At 71.3% G+C, this 20,168-nt stretch carries 18 protein-coding genes; 10 read left to right on the forward strand and 8 right to left on the reverse strand.

The genetic code is table 11. The annotated features are described in order from the left end of the window. Positions 1-34: 34 nt before the first annotated feature. Complete coding sequence (locus ACO0E0_RS08400; RefSeq protein ID WP_422870962.1) at positions 35-1,075, forward strand: M4 family metallopeptidase; 1,041 nt, start codon at positions 35-37, stop codon at positions 1,073-1,075. A gap of 61 nt (positions 1,076-1,136) precedes the next feature. After that, complete coding sequence (locus ACO0E0_RS08405; RefSeq protein ID WP_422870963.1) at positions 1,137-1,403, forward strand: protealysin inhibitor emfourin; 267 nt, start codon at positions 1,137-1,139, stop codon at positions 1,401-1,403. Positions 1,404-1,413: 10 nt separating this feature from the next. Here ACO0E0_RS08405 and ACO0E0_RS08410 read toward each other — a convergent pair whose 3' ends face one another. Genes ACO0E0_RS08410 through ACO0E0_RS08420 form a run of 3 tightly spaced genes read right to left on the reverse strand, consistent with a single transcriptional unit; the run spans position 1,414 to position 4,993 of the window. After that, positions 1,414-3,720 (reverse strand): HelD family protein, encoded by a 2,307-nt coding sequence (locus ACO0E0_RS08410; RefSeq protein WP_422870964.1) that lies wholly within the window; start codon positions 3,718-3,720, stop codon positions 1,414-1,416. A 59-nt stretch (positions 3,721-3,779) separates the two neighbouring features. Continuing rightward, positions 3,780-4,622, reverse strand: coding sequence for an aldo/keto reductase (locus tag ACO0E0_RS08415; RefSeq protein ID WP_422870965.1), 843 nt, complete (start codon positions 4,620-4,622; stop codon positions 3,780-3,782). Then, the gene (locus ACO0E0_RS08420) at positions 4,622-4,993 is read right to left on the reverse strand and encodes an FKBP-type peptidyl-prolyl cis-trans isomerase (protein WP_422870966.1); all 372 of its coding nucleotides are present in this window, start codon (positions 4,991-4,993) and stop codon (positions 4,622-4,624) included. Before ACO0E0_RS08420 ends, ACO0E0_RS08415 begins: the two co-directional genes overlap by 1 nt. Positions 4,994-5,037: 44 nt before the next feature. Here ACO0E0_RS08420 and ACO0E0_RS08425 point away from each other — a divergent pair, with 44 nt between their 5' ends. The 3 genes from ACO0E0_RS08425 to ACO0E0_RS08435 all read left to right on the forward strand — a co-directional run bounded on the left by ACO0E0_RS08425 (position 5,038) and on the right by ACO0E0_RS08435 (position 7,578). After that, a complete protein-coding gene (locus ACO0E0_RS08425; protein WP_422871267.1) occupies positions 5,038-5,427 on the forward strand; it encodes an MFS transporter in 390 nt (129 codons plus the stop codon). Next, a complete protein-coding gene (locus ACO0E0_RS08430; protein ID WP_422871268.1) occupies positions 5,370-6,368 on the forward strand; it encodes an MFS transporter in 999 nt (332 codons plus the stop codon). The genes ACO0E0_RS08425 and ACO0E0_RS08430 overlap by 58 nt, the downstream gene beginning before the upstream one ends. A 91-nt stretch (positions 6,369-6,459) precedes the next feature. Further along, complete coding sequence (locus ACO0E0_RS08435; RefSeq protein ID WP_422870967.1) at positions 6,460-7,578, forward strand: YihY/virulence factor BrkB family protein; 1,119 nt, start codon at positions 6,460-6,462, stop codon at positions 7,576-7,578. A 44-nt stretch (positions 7,579-7,622) separates the two neighbouring features. Here ACO0E0_RS08435 and ACO0E0_RS08440 read toward each other — a convergent pair whose 3' ends face one another. From ACO0E0_RS08440 to ACO0E0_RS08450, 3 genes are all read right to left on the reverse strand, one after another. Then, on the reverse strand, positions 7,623-9,155 hold the full coding sequence (locus tag ACO0E0_RS08440; RefSeq protein WP_422870968.1) for an aspartate ammonia-lyase: 1,533 nt from the start codon (positions 9,153-9,155) through the stop codon (positions 7,623-7,625). 441 nt (positions 9,156-9,596) lie between these two features. Further along, positions 9,597-9,890 (reverse strand): hypothetical protein, encoded by a 294-nt coding sequence (locus ACO0E0_RS08445; RefSeq protein ID WP_422870969.1) that lies wholly within the window; start codon positions 9,888-9,890, stop codon positions 9,597-9,599. Next, positions 9,887-11,143, reverse strand: coding sequence for an inorganic phosphate transporter (locus ACO0E0_RS08450; RefSeq protein ID WP_422870970.1), 1,257 nt, complete (start codon positions 11,141-11,143; stop codon positions 9,887-9,889). Before ACO0E0_RS08450 ends, ACO0E0_RS08445 begins: the two co-directional genes overlap by 4 nt. Positions 11,144-11,283: 140 nt before the next feature. Between ACO0E0_RS08450 and ACO0E0_RS08455 the strand changes: the two genes are divergently transcribed. Both ACO0E0_RS08455 and ACO0E0_RS08460 read left to right on the forward strand, forming a co-directional pair. Beyond that, the gene (locus ACO0E0_RS08455) at positions 11,284-12,972 is read left to right on the forward strand and encodes a cation:proton antiporter (RefSeq protein ID WP_422870971.1); all 1,689 of its coding nucleotides are present in this window, start codon (positions 11,284-11,286) and stop codon (positions 12,970-12,972) included. 115 nt (positions 12,973-13,087) lie between these two features. Continuing rightward, entirely contained in the window at positions 13,088-14,620 is a 1,533-nt protein-coding gene (locus ACO0E0_RS08460) for an ABC transporter permease (RefSeq protein WP_422870972.1), read from the forward strand. 6 nt (positions 14,621-14,626) lie between these two features. Here the strand turns inward: ACO0E0_RS08460 and ACO0E0_RS08465 are convergent, their stop codons facing one another. Then, positions 14,627-15,133, reverse strand: a complete 507-nt coding sequence (locus ACO0E0_RS08465; RefSeq protein ID WP_422870973.1) for an 8-oxo-dGTP diphosphatase — start codon at positions 15,131-15,133, stop codon at positions 14,627-14,629. Positions 15,134-15,228: 95 nt separating this feature from the next. Between ACO0E0_RS08465 and ACO0E0_RS08470 the strand changes: the two genes are divergently transcribed. Both ACO0E0_RS08470 and ACO0E0_RS08475 read left to right on the forward strand, forming a co-directional pair. Further along, positions 15,229-15,579 carry a tryptophan synthase subunit alpha gene (locus tag ACO0E0_RS08470; protein WP_422870974.1) on the forward strand — a complete coding sequence of 117 codons (351 nt, stop codon included), beginning with the start codon at positions 15,229-15,231 and terminating at the stop codon, positions 15,577-15,579. Between the two features lie 97 nt (positions 15,580-15,676). Further along, complete coding sequence (locus tag ACO0E0_RS08475; protein ID WP_422870975.1) at positions 15,677-16,567, forward strand: aminodeoxychorismate lyase; 891 nt, start codon at positions 15,677-15,679, stop codon at positions 16,565-16,567. A 33-nt stretch (positions 16,568-16,600) separates the two neighbouring features. Here ACO0E0_RS08475 and ACO0E0_RS08480 read toward each other — a convergent pair whose 3' ends face one another. Continuing rightward, positions 16,601-17,803, reverse strand: coding sequence for an amidohydrolase (locus tag ACO0E0_RS08480; RefSeq protein ID WP_422870976.1), 1,203 nt, complete (start codon positions 17,801-17,803; stop codon positions 16,601-16,603). 191 nt (positions 17,804-17,994) lie between these two features. Here ACO0E0_RS08480 and ACO0E0_RS08485 point away from each other — a divergent pair, with 191 nt between their 5' ends. Further along, positions 17,995-20,160 carry a S9 family peptidase gene (locus ACO0E0_RS08485; RefSeq protein ID WP_422870977.1) on the forward strand — a complete coding sequence of 722 codons (2,166 nt, stop codon included), beginning with the start codon at positions 17,995-17,997 and terminating at the stop codon, positions 20,158-20,160. Positions 20,161-20,168: the final 8 nt, after the last annotated feature.

Below are 20,168 nucleotides of genomic sequence, written 5' to 3' on the forward strand. Positions count from 1 at the left end.
GCTCGTTGTCGGCGGGGTGGCGCACAGTGTCCCCATGAGGCACTCCGTGATCCCGCCGTACCTGCTCCAGGCCATCGCCGACGGGGGCGAGCAGCGGTACCCGCGTGCCGCGTCCGCGGCCCGGACCGCCCTCGCGTCACTCGACGCGGTCGCGTCCGCCAAGCACGTCGGCGGCCTGCACCGTGCCACGGCGACACCGGCCGCGTCGAGCTCGCCCCAGCGGAGCATCTTCGACGCGGCGCACGGCACGACGCTCCCCGGCACGGTCGTGCGCCGCGAGGGCACGCCGGTCAGCGGCGATCCGGCGGTCGACGAGGCCTACACCGGCCTCGGCGACACCCACGCCTTCTACCTCGACGTGTTCGGGCGGGCCTCGATCGACGGTGCGGGACTCCCGCTCGTCGCGAGTGTGCACTACGGCCAGGACTACGACAACGCGTACTGGAACGGCTCCCAGATGGTGTTCGGCGACGGCGACGGCCAGGTGTTCAACCGCTTCACCATCGCGGTCGACGTCATCGGCCACGAGCTCACCCACGGCGTGACGCAGTACACCGCGAACCTGACCTACGCGGGGCAGTCCGGGGCGCTCAACGAATCGGTGAGCGACGTCTTCGGTTCGCTCGTCGCCCAGTACGCGTCGGGGCAGACGACGGACCAGGCGTCCTGGCTCATCGGGGAGGGCCTGTTCACGGCCGAGGTCCAGGGTGTGGCCCTCCGCTCGATGCGGGCACCGGGGACCGCGTACGACGACGACGTCCTCGGCAAGGACCCGCAACCCGGCACGATGGCCGGCTACGTCGACACGCAGGACGACGACGGCGGGGTGCACACGAACTCGGGCATCCCGAACCACGCCTTCTTCCTGGCCGCGACCGCGATCGGCGGCAAGGCCTGGGAGGGTGCCGGCGCTGTCTGGTGGGACACCCTGACGTCGCCCGAGGTCACCGCCGCCATCGACTTCGCCGGCTTCGCCCGGGTGACGGTGACCGCGGCCGGGAGCCGGTTCGGGGACGGTTCGCGCGAGCAGTCCGCGGTCGAGGACGCCTGGCGGACCGTCGGCGTGCTGCCCTGAGCCATCCGGCCGGACGACCCCGCGCGGTCCGCCCGCACGCGGCGGGCGTATCGTTCGGGGCATGGACATCGTCGTGCGTCGGACCGGAGGCGTGACCGGCATGACCAGGACCTGGCGGACGGACAGTGCGGCGGTCGGCGAGGACACCGACTGGGCCGCACTCGTCGACACGATCAGGTCGGCGGTCCCACCGACGTCGGCTCCGGCCGTCCGGGACGACTTCACGTGGACCATCACCGTCGACAGTGCCTCGGTCAGCGTCCCGGGTTCACAGCTCGCGGAACCGCTCGCCGGTCTCGTCGCGCGGGTCTGCGCCCCGACCGCCTGAGCGCGACGGATCAGGCGGCGACGCGCGCTGCGTCGGCGACCTCGAGCACCACGAGGCGCCGCGTCGGCCGGGTCATCGCGACGTAGACGGCCGCAGCCGCACGGGCGGCATCGGCGCCGACGCCGGCCGGGTCGACGAGCAGGACGCCGTCGAACTCCAGGCCCTTCGCCTCCGCACCCGTCAAGACCGTCACGGAGCCCGGTCGCGGCGATCCGAGCGCCCGGACGTCGTCCGTCGTCGCGGCGAGGGCACGCCGGACGGCGTCGACGAGCTCGTCGGGCACGATGACGCCGATGGTGCCGGAGCCGATCCGCAGACGTTCCGCCTCGACGTGCTCGACGACCGCGTCCAGGACGCCGGCACGGCGCACGGTCACCCGGTCGACCGGGTCCCCGTCACGGACCGTGCGGGTGGCCGTCACGGCGAGCCCGGCCGCGTCGGCGAAGACACCGGCCTCCTCCACGATCTGCCGCGGGGTCCGGTAGTTCACGGTGAGGTGCTCGACGCGGTGTTCGATCGGCACCTGTGGCGCGCGCCCACGGCGTCGGCGGGCGAGGGCGCCGACGACGTCGTCCCAGGTCCGCGCTGCAGCGGGCGACGAGCCCTGTGCCATGTCGCCGACGATCGTGAACGACCGGAGGGGGTTGCGCCGGGCGAGTACCCGCCACTGCATCGGGGAGAGCTCCTGCGCCTCGTCGACCACGATGTGGCCGTAGGTCCACTCGCGGTCGTCCGCGGCACGCTCGGCAGTCGATCGGGCATCGCCCCCCTCGGCGAACGCGCCCGCGACCTGTTCGGCGCTGACGATGCCCTCGACGCCCATGTTCTCGATCGCGGCCTGCGCGTTCTCGACGTCGCGCCGACGGGTCGCCTTGGCCTGCCGTTTCGCCGCGCCGCCGGACGGGTCGAACGGGCCGAGGAGCTCGGCGGCCTCGTCGAGGAGCGGGACGTCCTCGACCGTGAACCCGGCACCGCGGTCCCGGCGGAGCAGCGCGCGACGCTCGGGCGTCCAGTGGCCGGTGAGGCTCGCGAGCCAGTTCGGCCGTGCGTAGAGGTCCTCGATGAACTTCTCGGCGGTGAGCGGCATCCATGCACCGTTCAGCAGGACGCGGACGTCGTGCGAGGACCGGATGTCCTCCCGGAGCACCCGCTCGTCGGACTCGTCCACGGTCGAGCCGCGCTCCCGGATGACGTCCACGAGCGCGCGGGTCAGGGCGTCGAGCGCGATCTTGTTGAAGGTGACGCGTGCGACGTTGTGCGGCTTGCCCCGCTCCTGCGCCCGACGCATCGCGTCCGCGACGAGCTGTGGCCGGACCTCGAGCCGCTCGCCCTCGATGTCGAGGACGACCGGCGCGGTGGGGACGATCTGCCGGGAGCGGACCGCACGTCGGACCAGGTCGGCCATCTCGGCGGAGCCCTTCAGCGCGGCGACCGGCGCGTCGTCGTGTCGGGTGGCGTCGAGTCCCGGGTAGAGCGACCCGAGGGACGCCATCACGACGCCTGTCTCGCCGAGCGAGGGAAGCACCTGCTCGATGTAGGTCAGGAAGGCCGAGGACGGCCCGACGACGAGCACCCCGGAGCCGCGGAGCCGCTCCCGGTACGAGTACAGCAGGTACGCGGCGCGGTGGAGGGCGACAGCGGTCTTCCCGGTGCCGGGGCCGCCCTGGACGATGAGGACGCCCTCGAGCGGAGATCGGATGATGCGGTCCTGCTCGCCCTGGATCGTCGCGACGATGTCGGTCATCCGGCCGGTGCGGTCGGCGGTGACGGCGGCGAGCAGCGCGCCCTCGCCCTGCAGGTGGGTCCGGTCGCTGTCGTAGAGCGTCGCGTCGAAGACCTCGTCCTCGACGCCGACGACCCGGCGGCCCTCGAGCGTCAGGTGGCGACGCGCGCGCATGCCCATCGGGTACGCCGCCGTGGCCTGGTAGAACGCACTGGCACCCGGGACCCGCCAGTCGAGGAGCAGCGGACGGTGGTCGGCGTCGCGGAGGCCGACGCGACCGATGTAGCGGTGCGTGTCGTCCGGCCCCTCCGGATCGGCGACGTCGAGCCGACCGAACACGAGTCGGTCGCCCACCCGTTCCAGGGTCGCGATGGTGTCCTCGTACAGCCGGGCGTACGCGTCGCGCTCGCTCCGGCTCTGGTGGTTGCCACCGACCGAGATCCGCCGGGTGTCGACGAGTCGGCGCCGTGCGTCGGCGGTGAGGTCGTCGAGGCGGACGAACAGGCCGTCGACGTAGGTACGTTCGCGCTCCACCTCGGTCGCTCGTGGATCGTCGGCCGCGGTCGCGCCGACGAGTTCGGACGGATCAGTCACACATCACCCTTCGGGACGGGGCTACAAGTGTAGCCCCGTCCGTCGGGCCGGGATCGCCGCTACATCTCCTCGTGGGTGTCCGGGTCGGCACCCCAGAGACGGCCGCGTTCAAGGCCGGAGATGGATGCCATCTCGTCGTCCGTGAGGGCGAACCCGAACACGTCGAGGTTCTCGCGCTGACGCTCCCGGTCGCCGGACTTCGGCACCGGGACCGCCCCGAGCTGGACGTGCCAGCGGAGCACGACCTGGTTCGGCGTGACGCCGTGCCGAGCGGCGACGTCGGCGATCACCGGCTCGTCCATGAGCGTCCCCTGGGTCGCGAGCGGACTCCAGCTCTCGGTGACGATGCCGTGGGACGCGTCGACCGCCCGCTGCGCCGCCTGCGGGAAGTACGGGTGCAGCTCCACCTGGTTGACCGCAGGGGCGACCCCGGTCGCGTCGACGATCCGCCGCAGGTGGGCGTCGGTGAAGTTCGAGACGCCGATCGACCGGACGACACCGCTGTCCCGCAGGTCCACGAACGCCTTCCACGTGTCGACGAACTTGTCGACCGACGGGTTCGGCCAGTGGATCAGGTACAGGTCGACGTACTCGAGGCCGAGGTTGCCGAGGGACTCCTCGATCGACCGGTGCGCCTCGTCGTACCCGTGGTGTCGTCCGGGCAGCTTCGTCGTGACGAAGAGCTGGTCGCGCGGCACGCTCGACCCGCGGACGGCCGCGCCGACGGCGTCCTCGTTGCCGTAGTTGAGGGCGGTGTCGAGCAGGCGGTACCCGGCGTCGATGCCCGCGCCGACGGCGGCAGTGCCCTCGTCGCCGTCCAGCCCGTAGGTCCCGAGGCCGAGCGACGGCATCCGGTGGCCGTCGTTGAGCTCGACGAGCGGGGCGAGCGTCGCGTCCATCATCAGCGCACGCCGAGCAGGTCGATGATGAAGACCAGGGTCTTGCCGGAGAGGAAGTGTCCGCCGCCGGCCGGGCCGTAGGCGAGCTCAGGCGGGACCACGAGCTGACGTCGGCCACCCACCTTCATGCCGGGGATGCCCTCCTGCCAGCCGCGGACGAGGGCCGCTAGCGGGAAGTCGATCGGCTCGCCGCGGCTCCACGACGAGTCGAACTCCTCGCCGGAGTCGTACTCGACGCCGGCGTAGTGCACCTTGACGGTCGAGCCGGGCTGCGCTTCGTCGCCGTCGCCAACGACGATGTCGGTCACGACGAGGTCGGTGGGGGCAGGGCCCTCGGGGGCGTCGAACTCGGGCTTCTGGGAGAGGTCGGTCATGCGGACCAGTCAACCACGCGCACACACGGCAGAATGGTTCCACCGTGACACCACCTCCTGCCGACGACGGCGCCTCCTCCCCCCACCGTTCCATCTTCGCCGACCTCACCCCGATGCGCCGCTCGCCGGCGTTCGCACGGCTCCTGATCGGCAGTTCCATCGCCGGGATCGGCACGATGATGACCGCCGTCGCGGTCGGGCTCGAGGTGTACGACATCACCGCGTCGACGTTCGCCGTGTCGCTCGTCGGGGTGATCGCCCTCGTCCCGATGATCATCGCCGGGCTCTACGGCGGGATGCTCGCCGACGCGTTCGACCGTCGGAGCGTCGCGTTGATCTCCGCGGTCCTGGCCTGCTCTCGACCGCGCTCATCGCGCTGCACGCCTGGCTCGGTCTCGAGAGCGTCGGGCTCCTCTACGTCCTCGCCACGGTGAACGCGGTGGCGGGGACGGTGATCGGCGCGTCGCGGTCGGCGATCATCCCACGGCTCATCGGCACGGACCTGCTCCCCGCGGCGAGCGCCCTCAGCGGGATCGGTTCCGGTCTCGCGGTCACGGTCGGCCCCGCGGTCGCCGGCGTCCTCGTCGCCGCGGTCGGGTTCGCCCCGACGTACACGATCGACGTCGTGCTGTTCAGCTTCGCGTTCATGGGGATCATCACGCTCCCGCGGATGGCGCCGGAGCACACCGTGCAGAAACCGGGGCTCGGCAGTCTCGTCGAGGGCGCGCGGTTCCTCCGACGATCGCCGACGATCGGCATGACGTTCGTGCTCGACATCGTCGCGATGACGTTCGGCCAGCCGCGGGTGCTGTTCCCGGCCATCGGCGCGCTCGTCATCGGCGGCGGGTCGATCACGGTCGGCGCGCTGACCGCGGCGTACGCGATCGGTGCGCTCGTGTCGAGCGTGTTCTCCGGCCGGCTCGGCGCCGTCCGACGTCAGGGCGCCGCGGTGGGCTGGGCGATCACGGTGTACGGCGGCGCGATCGGGGTGTTCGGCGTCGTCATCGCGCTCGCGCACGTCCTCGGCGGTCGCGCCGGGGACGCGTTCTCCGCGGGTGTGCTGCCGGCGCTCGGGTTCGCCGCGCTGTTCCTCGCCGTCGCGGGGGGTGCGGACAACGTCAGCGCGGTCTTCCGCGGCACGATCCTGCAGGCCGCGGCCCCGGACGGCATGCGCGGACGGCTCCAGGGCATCTTCACCGTCGTGGTCACCGGCGGTCCGCGCATCGGCGACCTCTACGCCGGGCTGGTCGTCGCGGCCGGGATCGCCGTGCCGCCGATCGTCGGCGGCGTCGCGATCATCGGGCTGGTCGCGCTGCTCCTCCGCGCCGTCCCGTCGTTCCGACGGTACGACGCGCTCCACCCCGCGGCGCGGTAGCGACCATCCGCCGGACGGGAGGCGCGGCTCGGCGCGGTCCCGTCCCTCCCGTCCGTCACCGGTCCGGCACCGGCGCGGTACCGTTGCCGACATGTCGGACTCGGACGCTCGTGACCTCCAGCGTGCCGGCGTCCGTGCCGTCGTGCGCCGGACGACCCATCAGGTCATCCGGCACCGGGTCGTCGACGCCGCCGCGTCGCTCACCTTCTTCGCGACGCTGACGGTGTTCCCGACCGCGCTGGCCGTCGTGTCGGCGTTGTCGATCCTCGACCGGGGGACCGACGCGATCGCCGACATCATCACGCTCATCGGCGCGATCATCCGGCCGGAGACCGCTCGGCACCTGGAGACACCCCTCCGGCAGCTCACCCAGCTCGACAACCCGTGGCTCGCGTTCGCCATCGGCCTCGTGCTGACGCTCTGGTCGCTGTCCGGGTACGCCACCGCGTTCGGTCGGGCCATGAACACCGCCTACGAGATCGAGGAGGGGCGCCGGATCTGGAAGTTCCGGAGCATGATGCTCCTCGTCACGATGCTCATCATGGTGGGTGGGGCGATCGTGATCGGGATCCTCCTCGGGACGCCGAGCGTGGCGGCCGCCGTCGTCCACCAGATGGGGTGGCCGTCCTGGGTCGCGTGGATCTGGAACGCCGGCAAGTGGCCGGTGCTCGTCGCCACGCTCGTCGTCATGGTCGCCGTGCTCTACTACGCGACCCCGAACGTCAAGACGCCGCAGCTGCGATGGGTGTCCGCCGGTGCCGCGTTCGCGATCATCGCGTGGGCCGTCGCCACGTTCGGCTTCGTCGTCTACGTCGAGACGATCGGCTCGTCGAACAGCGCCTACGGATGGCTCGGTGGAGCGATCCTGCTGCTCGTCTACCTGTACCTGTCGAACTTCGTGCTCGTCGTCGGGGGCGAACTCGACTCCGAGGTGATCCGGATGCGGCAGCTCCTGGCCGGCATCGACGCCGACCGGGTGATCCGGCTGCCGCTCCGCGACGTCCGACGGAACTTCGCGTTGGCGCGGTGGCAGGACGCGGACGTCGCCGCCGCGCACGACGTCCGCGTCGCCGCGGCCGAGCGCGCCGACGAGCAGCGCGCGGACGGTGTCGAGGAGCCGGCGGCCCGGAAGGACGCCGAGCAGCACCTCCGGGACATGTCGAGGCAGGTCCGGGTCGGCGCGGACGAGCAGCCGCTCGCGACCGACTGAGGTCGCCCCCGGCGCGGCGCGCTACTCGCTCCTGCCGCGGCGTGCTACTCGCCGCCGGAACCGCTCGTCGTCCCGCGTCGAGCCGCTTCGGCTGCGAGCATCTCGTCCGTGATCACCGGGATCGCCCCGGTCGCGAACTCGATGCCGGAGAGCCGGGCCGGTGAGAGCACTCGCTGCACCTGGACCTCGTCCATCAGCCCCGCTGCGACGACGAGGGTCGCGATCGGCGTCGAGGTCGTCAGAGCCGTGTGCGCGATCGAGGCCGCCGCCGCGTAGCCGATGTACGGGGTCAGCGCGGTGACCACGCCGACGTTCGTGTCGACCTGCGCCGCGAGCTTGGCCTCGTTCGCCTCGATGCCGGTGACGCAGTGCACGCGGAGCGTCGCGCAGCCGTTCGCCATCCACTGGAGGCTCTGCAGGATCGCGTGCGTGATGATCGGTTCGAATGCGTTGAGCTGCAACTGTCCGCCCTCGGCCGCCATCGTCACGGTGGTGTCCGCGCCGGCCACCGCGAACGCGATCTGGTTGACGACCTCGGGGATCACCGGGTTCACCTTGCCCGGCATGATGGACGAGCCGGCCTGCCGGGCGGGCAGGGTGATCTCGCCGAGACCCGCCTGCGGCCCCGAGGCGAGCAGTCGGAGGTCGTTGCAGATCTTCGAGAGCTTCGCGGCGCTCCGCTTGACCGTGCCGGACAGCGTCAGGAACACTCCGGCGTCGCTCGTCGCCTCGATGAGGTCCGGGGCCGTGACGACGTCGATGCCCGACGCTCTGACGAGCTGCTCGCGGACCTCGGCACGGTACTGCGGGTCGGCGGTGATCCCGGTGCCGATCGCGGTCGCGCCGAGGTTCATCTCGGCCAGCAGCGGCACGACCTTGCGGAGCATCACGGCGTCCTCGGCGATGGTGTGCGCGAACCCGGTGAACTCCTGCCCGAGCGTCATCGGCACGGCGTCCTGCAGCTGTGTGCGTCCGACCTTGAGCACACCGGCGAAGGCCCGGCCGCGCTCGGCGAACGCGTCGCTCAGCTCGTCGAGCGCGTCCGCGAGCCGGCGCGTCCCGAAGATCATCGCGAGCTTGATCGAGGTCGGGTACGTGTCGTTCGTCGACTGCGAGCGGTTGACGTGGTCGATGGGGTGCAGCTCGTCGTAGTCGCCCTTGGCGTGTCCGAGGAGTTCGAGGGCACGGTTCGCCAGCACCTCGTTCGTGTTCATGTTCGTGGAGGTGCCCGCACCGCCCTGCACGACGTCGACGACGAACTGCTCGCGGAGTGCGCCGTCGCGGACCTCCTGTGCGGCCCGGTCGATGACGTCCGCGTGTCGGGCGTCGATCACGCCGATCGCCTTGTTCGCCCGGGCGGCCGCCTGCTTCACCGTGACGAGGGCCTCGATCAGGTCCGGGTAGACGGAGATCGGGACCGAGGTGATCGGGAAGTTCTCCAACGCGCGGAGGGTGTTGATCCCCCAGTACGCGTCGGCCGGGACCTCCCGGCTCCCCAGCGAGTCCGTCTCGGTCCGCGTGCCGGGCTCGTTCCCCGGCTCGGTCCTCGGCTGCGGTTCGGTCCTGGTCTCGGCCACGTGGTCCTCCTCGTGCTGCGGGACGTCGTCGTCCCGCAGGTCGGTCGCTTGTCGGCCCGACCGACGTTACCGGGTCCGGCGGAGGTGGGGCGCGCCTCCCGTCCGACACACCGTCCGCGTGTCCGCCGGGAGCTCGCGGGCGCCTCCGTGTCCGCCGGGAGCTCGCGGGCCTCCGCTTCATGACCGCGCATCGAGCGACATTCCCAGCGTTTCGCGACGTCGCGGATCGCGGGAGATGTCGCTGCATGACGACGCATCAGATGCGGAGTCATGAAGCGACATCGCCGCGGAAGAACGACGTCGCGGGAGCCGGGGAATGTCGCTTCATGCGAAGTCATCGAGCGACACCAGCACTGAAGACACCAGCACTGGAGACACCGACACCGACACCGGCCACCAGCACGGGCACCAGCACCAGCACCGCCACCGGACGCCCCCGGGCTAGTGGAACTGCGGGACGATCAGGAAGATGCCGTACAGCACGGCCAGCCCGCTCACCGCGAAGCACGCGACCGACCCCGCCCGGACGAGCCGGACCACACCGGTCGAGCTGGTCGCGCCGGGGATCCCCGCCGTGGACGGGCCGATGCTGCCGTCCGACTCGATGCTGTACTTGCCGGCCATCGCGTCGGCGTTGCTCCAGAGACGGAGACCGACCGAGTACACGAACACGACGAAGCACGCGGCCACGATCGCGACGACCGCGACGGCGAGGAACGCCAACCAGTCGATCATCGTCGACCTCCCTTCCGGGCCGCCATCCGTCGGAGCGTCCGTTCGCGGCTCAGCGCGACGCGTCGGGTCGCGACCTGCTCGGCCCGCTTGCGGCGCTGCAGGTCGCGGACCTGCTTGCGGGTCAGGACCGAGTTCGCGGCGACGTCGACCTCGATCGCTGCAGCGTTCTCGACCGGGCTGCGACGCGACATCAGGTACAGGCCGCCGATCACCACGACCCCGATCACCGCGTCGATCACGAGCCCGGTCGTCCCGATCAGGGCGATCGCCGAGGCGGCGGCACCGACGAGGGCCGCGGCGGGGAGGGTGATGAACCAGGCGACGACGATCTTGCCGGCCGTCGACCACTGGATGGTCGAGCCACGACGGCCGAGTCCCGCGCCGATGATCGACCCGGACGACACCTGCGTCGTCGAGAGCGCGAAGCCCAGGTGGCTCGAGGCGAGGATGGTCGCGGCGGTCGAGGCCTCGGCGGCGAACCCCTGGGTGGCACGGATGTCGATGAGCCCCGACCCGAGTGTCCGGATGATGCGCCACCCGCCGGTGTACGTGCCGAGCGCGATCGCGAGCGCGCAGGCGATGATGACCCAGAGCTCGGGGCCGGAGTCGGACGACTGGAACCCACCGGCGATGAGCGTCAGGGTGATGACCCCCATGGTCTTCTGCGCGTCGTTCGTGCCGTGTGCGAGCGAGACCATCGACGACGTGAAGACCTGGCCGATGCGGAACCCGCCGCGCTCGTTCGGGAACACGGGCCGCCTGGTCACCCGGTAGGCGATGCGCGTCGCGAGGAACGACACGAGCGCTGCGATCACCGGGGAGAGGAACGCCGGGATGATCACGACCGAGAGCAACGAGGCGTAGTTCACCGACCCGAACCCCGCGCCCACGATGGCGGCGCCGATGAGCCCGCCGAACAGCGCGTGGCTCGACGAGGACGGCAGGCCCCGGAGCCACGTGATCATGTTCCAGGTCACCGCGCCGATCAGCCCGGCGAAGATCATCGCCGGCGTGATGGCGACACCGCCGGGACCCTCGTTGATGAGCCCGTGCGAGATCGACGTCGCCACCTCGGTGCTGAGGAACGCACCGACGAGGTTCAGCACCGCCGCGACAGTCACCGCGACCTTCGGCTTCATGGCGCCGGTTGCGATCGGGGTCGCCATCGCGTTGGCAGTGTCGTGGAAACCGTTCGTGAAGTCGAAGAAGAGGGCCAACGCGATGACCAGGACGACTATGAGTGTGAGTTCCACCGCGAAGGAGTCTCCCAGCCGCAGGGCCGGAAGGCAACCCGGGCGTTCACCTGCCGTCCACCGGCGGTTCAGCACGCACCACGGGCGACCCATGCCTCTGCGAGGATGGACGGACCGACGACGAGAGGAGCACCTGCCGGATGGACATCGCTGAGCTGCTGATCATCCTCGTCGTGTCGCTCGCGATCACCGGGTTCGCCCGCGCGAAGAACCTGCCGGCCCCGCTGCTCGTCACCGTGGCCGCGCTCCTGGTGTCGTTCGTCCCGGGACTGCCGAGCATCGAGATCGACTCTGACGTCATCCTGACGATCGTCCTGCCACCGCTCCTGTACTCCGCCGCCCTCGACGTCTCGTGGCGCAGCTTCCGGCAGTCCGCACGCCAGATCCGGCGGCTCGGGATCGTGCTCCCCATCGTGACGGCGCTCGTGGTCGGGGTCGTCGCGTTCTGGTTGATCCCGGACATGTCGCTGCCCGCGGCGATCCTCCTCGGCGCGGTGGTCGCCCCGCCGGACGCGGTGTCCGCCGCCGCCATCGGCCGCAAGCTGGGGCTCCCCCGCCGCGTCATGGACGTCCTGTCCGGCGAGAGCCTCATCAACGACGCGTCGTCGCTGACCCTCGTGCGCGTGTTCACCCTGATCATCGCGGGTGCGGGGCTCACGTGGATCCAGGACCTCGGCATCTTCGGTCTGGCGATCGGCGTGGGACTGCTCGTCGGCGGCGTGCTCGGGATCGTCGTGCACTGGATCCGGATGCGCCTGAACGACCCGATCGTCGAGACGATCATGAGCATCCTGCTCCCCTTCGTGGCGTACATCCTCGCCGAGGACCTCTCCGGGTCCGGCGTCATCGCGGTGGTCACGGCCGGGCTCTACATCGGCTTCAACTCGCCGAAGGAGAGCTACGCGACGCGCCTGCAGGAACGCCCCTTGTGGACGAGCGCGGACGTCATCCTCGAGGGCTTCGTGTTCGGGCTCATCGGGCTTCAGCTGAAGACCGTGATCAACGACCTCGTCGAGAGCGACCGCAGTCTGTGGCAGAGCGTCGGGGTGGCGTTCGTGGTCCTCGCCGTCGTGATCCTCGTGCGGCCGGTCTTCGTGTTCCTCTCCTACTACCGGCGTCGCGTGAACGGCCGCTGGCTCCGACCCCTCGTCGTGCGCGCCACCCGCGGCCGGAAGCACCTGCGCTGGCTCCGCGGCGCCCGGGAGCCGTACATGTCGTGGCAGGAGCTCACGGTGGTGTCGTGGACCGGCATGCGGGGCGTCGTGACGCTCGCCGCGGCCGTGTCCGTGGTGTCGTCCTCGGTGCACATCCCGGCGCAGGACACCATCTTCCTCATCGCGTTCGTCGTGACCGTCGGCACGCTCCTCATCCAGGGACTGACCCTGCCGGCGGTGATCCGACGGCTCGACGTCCGGGACCCGCAGGAGGGTGAGCGCGACACCGCGAACGAGCTCCTGCTCTCCCGACGGACGACGGAGGCGGCACTGCAGCTGATCACCGAACGGCAGTCCGAGTGGGCGGCGCAGTTCGGCGAGGAGGCCGTGACCGCGTCGGTGGGTCGGCTCCGGACCCGGCTCGAACGGCAGGCGGACGAGTTCCGCCGCGATGCCGAGGACGAGGACGACGAGACCGCGAACGCACCGGCCCGGCTGCGTCCGGCGCAGGTCACCCAGATCCGACGGGAGCTGCTCGAACGACGGCGCGAGGTCGTCCTCGAGCAGCGCGAGCAGGGCAACCTCGACGAGGAGGTCATGCGCCGCGTCCTCGTGACGCTCGACGCGGAGGAACTCGCGATGGACTCGTCGCAAGCCGGCCGCTCCCGGTCCTGAGGCGGATCGGCACCGGCGCGGCGCACCCCGGCCCGACATCTCCCGGCCCGACCTGTCCCGGCCCGGCGTATCCTGGAGGACCCGCCGACCGCAGCAGAGGAGAGGCCCGACCCGCGTGAGCACCGCCAACCACCGGAAGACCGGCAGCGTCCGGAACGACGACCTCCCGGAGCGATCGCGGACCGCGGCCTCCACGCGTCCGTCCGGACGGGGCTCGTCCCGGCCCCGTCGTGGCGCCCCGATCGCCGGGTCGCGTCGGCCCGCTGCGGCACCGGTCCCGGGTCCGCAGCACATCACCCGCTGGCGCAGGTGGTACTCCACGCTGCACCCCTCGCTCCAGCTCATCGGCCTGCAGCTCTGGATGCCGCTGTTCTTCATCGTCGGGTTCTGCCTCTGCTACGTCTTCGCGTTCCACGCTCCACATCCGCACGACGTCCCGGTCGGCCTCATCGGCTCCGATCCGACGCTCGTCGCGGCGGTCGACAAGGCGCTGCCCGGCGAGTACCTCTTCCACACGTACGACTCGGTGGCGCAGGCCAAGCGCGACGTCCTGAGCGGCTCGATCGCGGTCGCGTTCGACCCGTCGTCGAACGTCGTCTGGAAGGCGAGCGCCCACCAGTTCCAGGTCGCGAGCCTCGTGCCCGCCACGCTGTCGTCGGTCATCGAGGGCACCGGCGGCACCGCGCCGACGGTGACCGAGCTCGCGCCGCTGCCGGCCTGGGACGAGTACGGCACGGTCTCGATGTACGTCATGCTGGCGTGGTGCATCGGCGGCTACATGGTCGCGATGTTCATCGGCATCATGGGCGGCCCGCTGCGCCACCGCGTCCGTGCGGCGGTCATCGTCGCCGGCGGCCTCATCATCTCCCTCATCACGAACACCCTCGCCGGCCCGGTCGTCGGCGCGATCCACGGTCACTTCGTCCCGCTCGTGTTCATCTCCTGGGGCTGGATCGTCGCGATCGGTCTCGCGGTGAACGGGCTGAGCTACTTCGCCGGCCGGTTCATCGCCGCGCCCGCGATGATCTGCTTCGTGTTCCTGTCGATGCCGTCGTCGGGCGGGGCCTACCCGAAGTGGTTCATGCCGGAGCCGTTCGCCTGGCTCAACCACGTCGTCGTCGGCTCGAGCATGGTCGACATGATCAAGCACCAGATCTACGGCGTCGGTCCCGGGTACGGCCGAGGTCTCACGACGATGGCGTGCTACGCAGGTGTCGGGGTCGTGCTGATGGTGGTCGGCAAGGCGTGGTGGGAACGTCGGCGGATCCACATGATCGTGACCGGTCGGACGACCATGTTCAACGACGCCCAGACCGCGAACCGGGAGTTCCTCGGGCGGCAGCGGGACGAGGAGCTCTCCCGGCACGGTCTCGAGTCGACGGCGACCGGGACGCTCACGGCGATCCGGCAGGGCCGCCAGGGCCGCCAGGGCAGTCAGGACGGCGACGACCGCGACTACGGGTTCCAGGACGACCGGATGTCCGGGGACACCATCTGGGGCGGCCCGGACGGGCTCGAGAACGCACCGCCGTCGACGCGCGAGCTGGAGACGGTCCGGACGGGAGGCCCGGGGCAGGTCCCACAGGCCCGTCCGGTCCCGGGACCGTCCGCATCTGGCGCGACCCGGCACCGGCACTCGGCGCGGTGAGCCCCGTCAGCGTGCGTCGACACCGTCCCCGCTGAAGCCGGACACCGTCGCGCAGTCGGCCCCGAACGTGAACCGGGCATCGACCGAACCGCCCCGGAGCACACCCGGCAGCCAGTACTGCGCGTCGTCCCACATCCGCGCGTACGGGACGTCGTCGAGCGGGAACCACCGCGGTGCGAGTTCGTCGCTCGCGGTGGGGACCCCGCTCCACCGTCGGACGACGAACACGTCGGAGCGTTGGGACCACGACGGTCGGAACGGGAACCGGTAGTCGAGCGTGCCCCGTGCCTCCAGGTCGGCCGCAGCCAGGGTGACGCCGATCTCCTCGGCGACCTCGCGCACCGCGGCAGCGGCCGAGGACTCGTCCGGCTCCAGCTTGCCGCCCGGGCCGACCACGTTGCCCGCGCCGAGCCCGCGGCGCTTCTCGCCGAGCAGGACCTCGTCGCCGTGCGGACCGGACCGGACGAGGTACACGACGCACACCGGCGGGTGCTGGTTCTTCGACGCGTCCACAGGTCGAGTCTGCCGTACCCCGGCGACCGGTGGACCGAGGGGTCTCCTCGCTTGGCGTAGCCTGGTTCCCATGGCAGGCGCACCCCGGGGTGACCATGGCTGAGTCACGGCGGACGGGGCGCAGCCTCGAGGTCATGCGTGCCGAGGCGGCCGAGGAACTCGCGATGATCATCGAGCACCGGTGCCGCCAGGGTGACGATCCGTGGGAGTTCATGCCGATGCTCCCCACCATCGACGAACAGGTCGTGCTCATGCTGCGGGCCGAGTCGGTCGAGGTCGACTCCCGGATCGAGGAGCACTCCTCCGCCCGGTCGATGCACCCGTCCTCCGGCGCGGGCACCGTGTACGGCGCCGAGTTCCATCGGCTCCGGCGGATCGCGCTGCAGCACCCCGAGCTCTCCGGCGCGGTGTGGAAGCTGATGGACGCGATCCCGGGCGACCGCTGACCCTGCACGTCCGACCGGTGCGCGTCGGCGCAGCGACCGATCCGGCTGCCGACGCGGCTGTCGGTGCCGTCACGTCGGGATGCGGTTGACTGGCCGCATGACCGAAACCGTGCTCGCGATCCTGAACCGTCCCTCGCTCGACGCCGGAGCGCACGACCCGGACGCCGACGCGTTCACGTTCGCCGCCGCACTCGAGGCCCACGTGCAGGTCCTCGACCTGGGCGTGACGCGGGGCGACGGCGTCTTCGAGACCCTCAACGTGACGGACGGCCGACCGCAGGCGCTCGAGGCGCACCTGGCACGGTTCGGCCGGTCAGCGGCGATGCTCGACCTGCCGACGCCGGACACCGATGCCTGGCGTCGGGCGATCGAGGCCGCGTGCGCACAGCTCGACCCGACCCGCGAGGCGTTCGCGAAGACGGTGATGACCCGCGGGGTCGAGGGCGACGGGCGACCGACCGGCTGGGTGTACGCGGCGCCCTCCCCCGCGGACCCGCCCTCGCGGACCGAGGGCATCGCGGTCGTGACGCTCGACCGCGGGTACCGCCACGATGTCGAGCGGACGAGCCCGTGGCTGCTGCAGGGCGCGAAGACGCTGTCCTACGGGGTGAACATGGCTGCCCTCCGCGAGGCCGAACGCCGGGGTGCGGACGACGCGGTGTTCCTGTCGACCGACGGCTACGTGCTCGAGGGCTCGCGGTCGAACGTGATCCTGCTCCGCGACGGCGAGCTCGTCACCCCGCGGACCGACATCGGCATCCTGCCCGGCACCACCCAGGCGGACGTCTTCACCTGGGCGGCGGACCGCGGGACCCCGACGTCCTACGGTCTCGTGACGATCGACGACCTCCGGGCCGCCGATGCGCTCTGGCTCGTCTCGAGCGTCCGGCTCGCGGCGCCCGTGCGGAGCCTCGACGGCGCGACCCGGGCGATGGACCTCGACCTCACCGCCGCGATGAACGAGTACCTGCTCGGCCGCCGGGTCTAGCGCGTCGGTCCGGGTCTGGCGCGTCGGTCCGGGTCAGAACCGCGGGACCGTCACCCCGCGGTGCGCGGCCTCGTCCCACGCGTGGACCTGGACGCCGTCGATCCAGACGCGGAGCGCCCGGGACATCGCGTCGAGCGGGTCACCGGACCAGAGGACGAGGTCGGCGTCGAAGCCCGGGGTGATCTGCCCGACGCGGTCGCCGAACCCGAGGAAGGTCGCCGGGTTCACCGTCAGCGCCTCGAGCGCGGTCTGCCGGGGCAGCCCCTCCTTGACGGCCATGGTCGCCTGCAGCACGAGCATGTTGATCGGGACCACCGGCGCGTCGGTGGTGATCGCGACCCGGACGCCGGCGGCGGCGAGCGCCGCGAGGTTCGAGATCGCGCGGTCCCGGAGCTCGACCTTCGAGCGGCTCGTGAACAGTGGCCCGTAGATCACCGGGATGTCCTTGGCCGCGAGCACGTCGGCGATCTTGTGCCCCTCGGTGCCGTGGTTGACGACGAGCCGGTAGCCGAACTCCTCGGCCAGGCGGATGGCGGTCGCGATGTCGTCGTGGCGGTGCACGTGCTGGTCCCAGGCGAGCTCGCCGTCGAGCACCCGGGCCAGGGTCTCCTTGCCGAGGTCCCGGGCGAACGGCTCGTGCTTCTCGGCGGCCGCGGCCCGTGCTGCCCGGTAGTGGTCGGCGGCGAGGAACGCCTCCCGGATCACCTTGGCGACGCCGAGCCGCGTCGAGGGCGTCTTGTCCTTGCCGCCGTAGACCCGCTTCGGGTTCTCACCGAGGGCGCTCTTCACGCTGACGCTGTCGGAGATGAGCTGCTCGTCGATCGTCCGGCCGCCCCAGGTCTTGATCGCGACGCTCTGGCCGCCGATCGGGTTGCCGGAACCCGGCTTCACCACGATGCTCGTGACGCCGCCGGAGAGTGCGTCGCGGAACCCTTCGTCGTCGATGTCGATCGCGTCGATGGCCCGGACCGCGGACATGTCCGGGCCGGTCATCTCGTTCGTGTCGTTGCCCGCGGAGCCGTTCGCCTCCTCGTGGATGCCGACGTGGCCGTGCGCCTCGACGAACCCCGGGAGCACCCAGGCGCCGGCGGCGTCGACCACCTCGAGGCCGTCCGGGACGACGACGTCCGGGCCGGCCGCCGCGATGCGGCCGTCGGTGACGATGACGACACCGACGAACTCCTCCCCGACGACGGGGACGACATGGGCACCGGTGATCGCGAACGAGTTGGTCATGGCCTCAACCGTAGTGAGGGAGTCGCGTCCGCGTCGCCGACGGCCTGGAGGCACGGGGCCGGTGCCTGGGACCGGCGCGGGCTCCGAAGGCGGTGGCGTGCAGGGTGCGGCAGATCTCGCACGGGCGGCTCCCGCCGGACGGGATGCGCGCCTCCCGGCCGCGCAGCGCCCGTCCGTCCTAGGCTGGACCGGTGACCGACGCCGTCCCGCAGTCCTCCATCGCCCCCGTCACCCCGCCGATCGCGCCCCGGCACCCGCGGACCCGCACGCACCACGGGGTCGACGTGGTCGACGACTACGACTGGCTCCGCGACAAGGAGTCCGCCGAGACCCTGACCTACCTCGAGCAGGAGAACGCCTACACCGAGGCGGAGACCGCCCACCTCGACGCGCTCCGTGGCCGGTTGTTCGAGGAGATCCGCTCGCGGGTCCAGGAGACCGACCTGAGCGTCCCCGTCCGGATGGGTCGGTTCTGGTACTTCACCCGGACGAGCGAGGGCAGTCAGTACGGCGTGCACTGCCGCGCCCCGATCTCCGCCGACGACGACTGGACGGCCCCGACCATCGAGCCCGGTGCCGAGCTCCCGGGCGAGCGCGTCATCCTCGACGGCAACGAACTCGCCGAGGGGCACGACTTCTTCTCGCTCGGGTCGTACGACATCAGCGACGACGGCACGCGGCTGGTCTACGGGGTCGACCTCGCCGGTGACGAGCGGTACACCCTCCACGTCCGGGACCTCACGACCGGCCAGGACCTGCCCGACGTCGTCGAGAACACCGGGGCCGGTGCGACCTTCGACCCCTCCGGGCAGTACGTGTTCTACCCGACGGTCGACGACTCGTGGCGTCCGGACACCATCTGGCGGCACCGCGTCGGCAGCACCGATCCGGACGTCTCCGTGTTCACCGAACCGGACGACCGTTACTGGGTCGGCGTGGGGGTCACCCGCTCGTCGCAGTACATCGTCATCGAGCTCGGGTCGAAGATCACGTCCGAGGCGCTCGTGCTCGACGCGGCGGACCCGACGGGCGAGTTCGAGGTGGTCTGGCCACGACGCGAGGGCGTCGAGTACGAGATCGAGCACGCCATCGTCGGCGGCAGCGATCGTCTGCTCGTCCTGCACAACGAACACGCGGAGAACTTCGAGCTCGTCGACGTCCCCGCGGACGACCCGATGTCCACCACCGATCGTCGCGTCGTCATCGCGCACGACCCGGAGCGGCGCATCGAGTCCGTCGACGCGTTCGCCCGGCACCTCACGGTCGAGTACCGCTCCGAGGCGCTCCCCCGCATCGCGATCCTGCCGATCGAGGGTGACGGCTACGGCGACGCCCACGAGATCCCCTTCGACGAGGAGCTCTTCTCAGCGGCCTTCGGCGGCAACCCCGAGTGGGACCAGCCGACGCTCCGCATCGGGTTCACCTCGTTCGTGACACCGTCCACCGTGAGCGACCTCGATCCCACGACCGGTGCCGTCACCGTGCTGAAGCGTCAGCCCGTGCTTGGCGGCTACCGGTCCGAGGACTACGCCCAGGAACGCGCCTGGGCAACGGCCCCGGACGGCACGCAGGTCCCGATATCGCTCGTCTGGCGACGGGACGCGGTTCCGGACGGGAGGCCCGCTCCGGTCCACCTCTACGGGTACGGCTCGTACGAACACAGCATCGACCCCGCGTTCAGCGTGATGCGGCTGTCCCTGCTCGACCGTGGCGTGGTGTTCGCGGTGGCGCACGTCCGCGGCGGGGGCGAGATGGGCCGACACTGGTACGAGAGCGGCAAGACCCTCACGAAGAAGAACACCTTCACGGACTTCGTGGCCGTCGCCGACCACTTGATCGCGTCCGGTCGGACCACCCCGGGACAGCTGGTCGCGGAGGGCGGCAGCGCCGGTGGCCTGCTGATGGGCGCCGTCGCGAACATCGCCCCCGACCGGTTCGCCGGGATCCTCGCTGCGGTGCCGTTCGTCGACGCCCTGACGAGCATCCTCGACCCCGACCTGCCGCTCACCGTGATCGAGTGGGACGAGTGGGGCGATCCGCTGCACGACCCCGAGGTGTACCGGTACATGAGCGAGTACACCCCGTACGAGAACGTCCGGGACGACGTCGAGTACCCGCGCATCCTCGCGGTGACGAGCATCAACGACACCCGCGTGCTCTACGTCGAGCCGGCCAAGTGGACGGCACGGTTGCGGGAGGTCGGCGCGCCCGTGCTCCTCAAGACCGAGATGGCCGCGGGGCACGGCGGAGTGAGCGGGCGCTACGACTCGTGGCACGAGCGCGCGTTCGAGCTCGCCTGGCTGCTCGACGTCCTCGGTCTGGCGCAGGTGGATCCGCTCCCCCACTCCGCCGACTGACACGACCG

The sequence above is a fragment of the Curtobacterium phyllosphaerae genome, from assembly GCF_049341865.1.
GTDB classification, from domain to species: domain Bacteria; phylum Actinomycetota; class Actinomycetes; order Actinomycetales; family Microbacteriaceae; genus Curtobacterium; species Curtobacterium phyllosphaerae.

Excerpts from the sequence above, each read along its gene's own strand:
- ACO0E0_RS08420 (WP_422870966.1), bottom strand. The coding sequence starts at position 4,993 with ATGACCGACCTCTCCCAGAAGCCCGAGTTCGACGCCCCCGAGGGCCCT.
- ACO0E0_RS08415 (WP_422870965.1), bottom strand. The coding sequence starts at position 4,622 with ATGATGGACGCGACGCTCGCCCCGCTCGTCGAGCTCAACGACGGCCAC.
- ACO0E0_RS08475 (WP_422870975.1), top strand. The coding sequence starts at position 15,677 with ATGACCGAAACCGTGCTCGCGATCCTGAACCGTCCCTCGCTCGACGCC.
- ACO0E0_RS08435 (WP_422870967.1), top strand. The coding sequence starts at position 6,460 with ATGTCGGACTCGGACGCTCGTGACCTCCAGCGTGCCGGCGTCCGTGCC.
- ACO0E0_RS08400 (WP_422870962.1), top strand. The coding sequence starts at position 35 with ATGAGGCACTCCGTGATCCCGCCGTACCTGCTCCAGGCCATCGCCGAC.
- ACO0E0_RS08470 (WP_422870974.1), top strand. The coding sequence starts at position 15,229 with ATGGCTGAGTCACGGCGGACGGGGCGCAGCCTCGAGGTCATGCGTGCC.
- ACO0E0_RS08480 (WP_422870976.1), bottom strand. The coding sequence starts at position 17,803 with ATGACCAACTCGTTCGCGATCACCGGTGCCCATGTCGTCCCCGTCGTC.
- ACO0E0_RS08445 (WP_422870969.1), bottom strand. The coding sequence starts at position 9,890 with ATGATCGACTGGTTGGCGTTCCTCGCCGTCGCGGTCGTCGCGATCGTG.
- ACO0E0_RS08455 (WP_422870971.1), top strand. The coding sequence starts at position 11,284 with ATGGACATCGCTGAGCTGCTGATCATCCTCGTCGTGTCGCTCGCGATC.
- ACO0E0_RS08405 (WP_422870963.1), top strand. The coding sequence starts at position 1,137 with ATGGACATCGTCGTGCGTCGGACCGGAGGCGTGACCGGCATGACCAGG.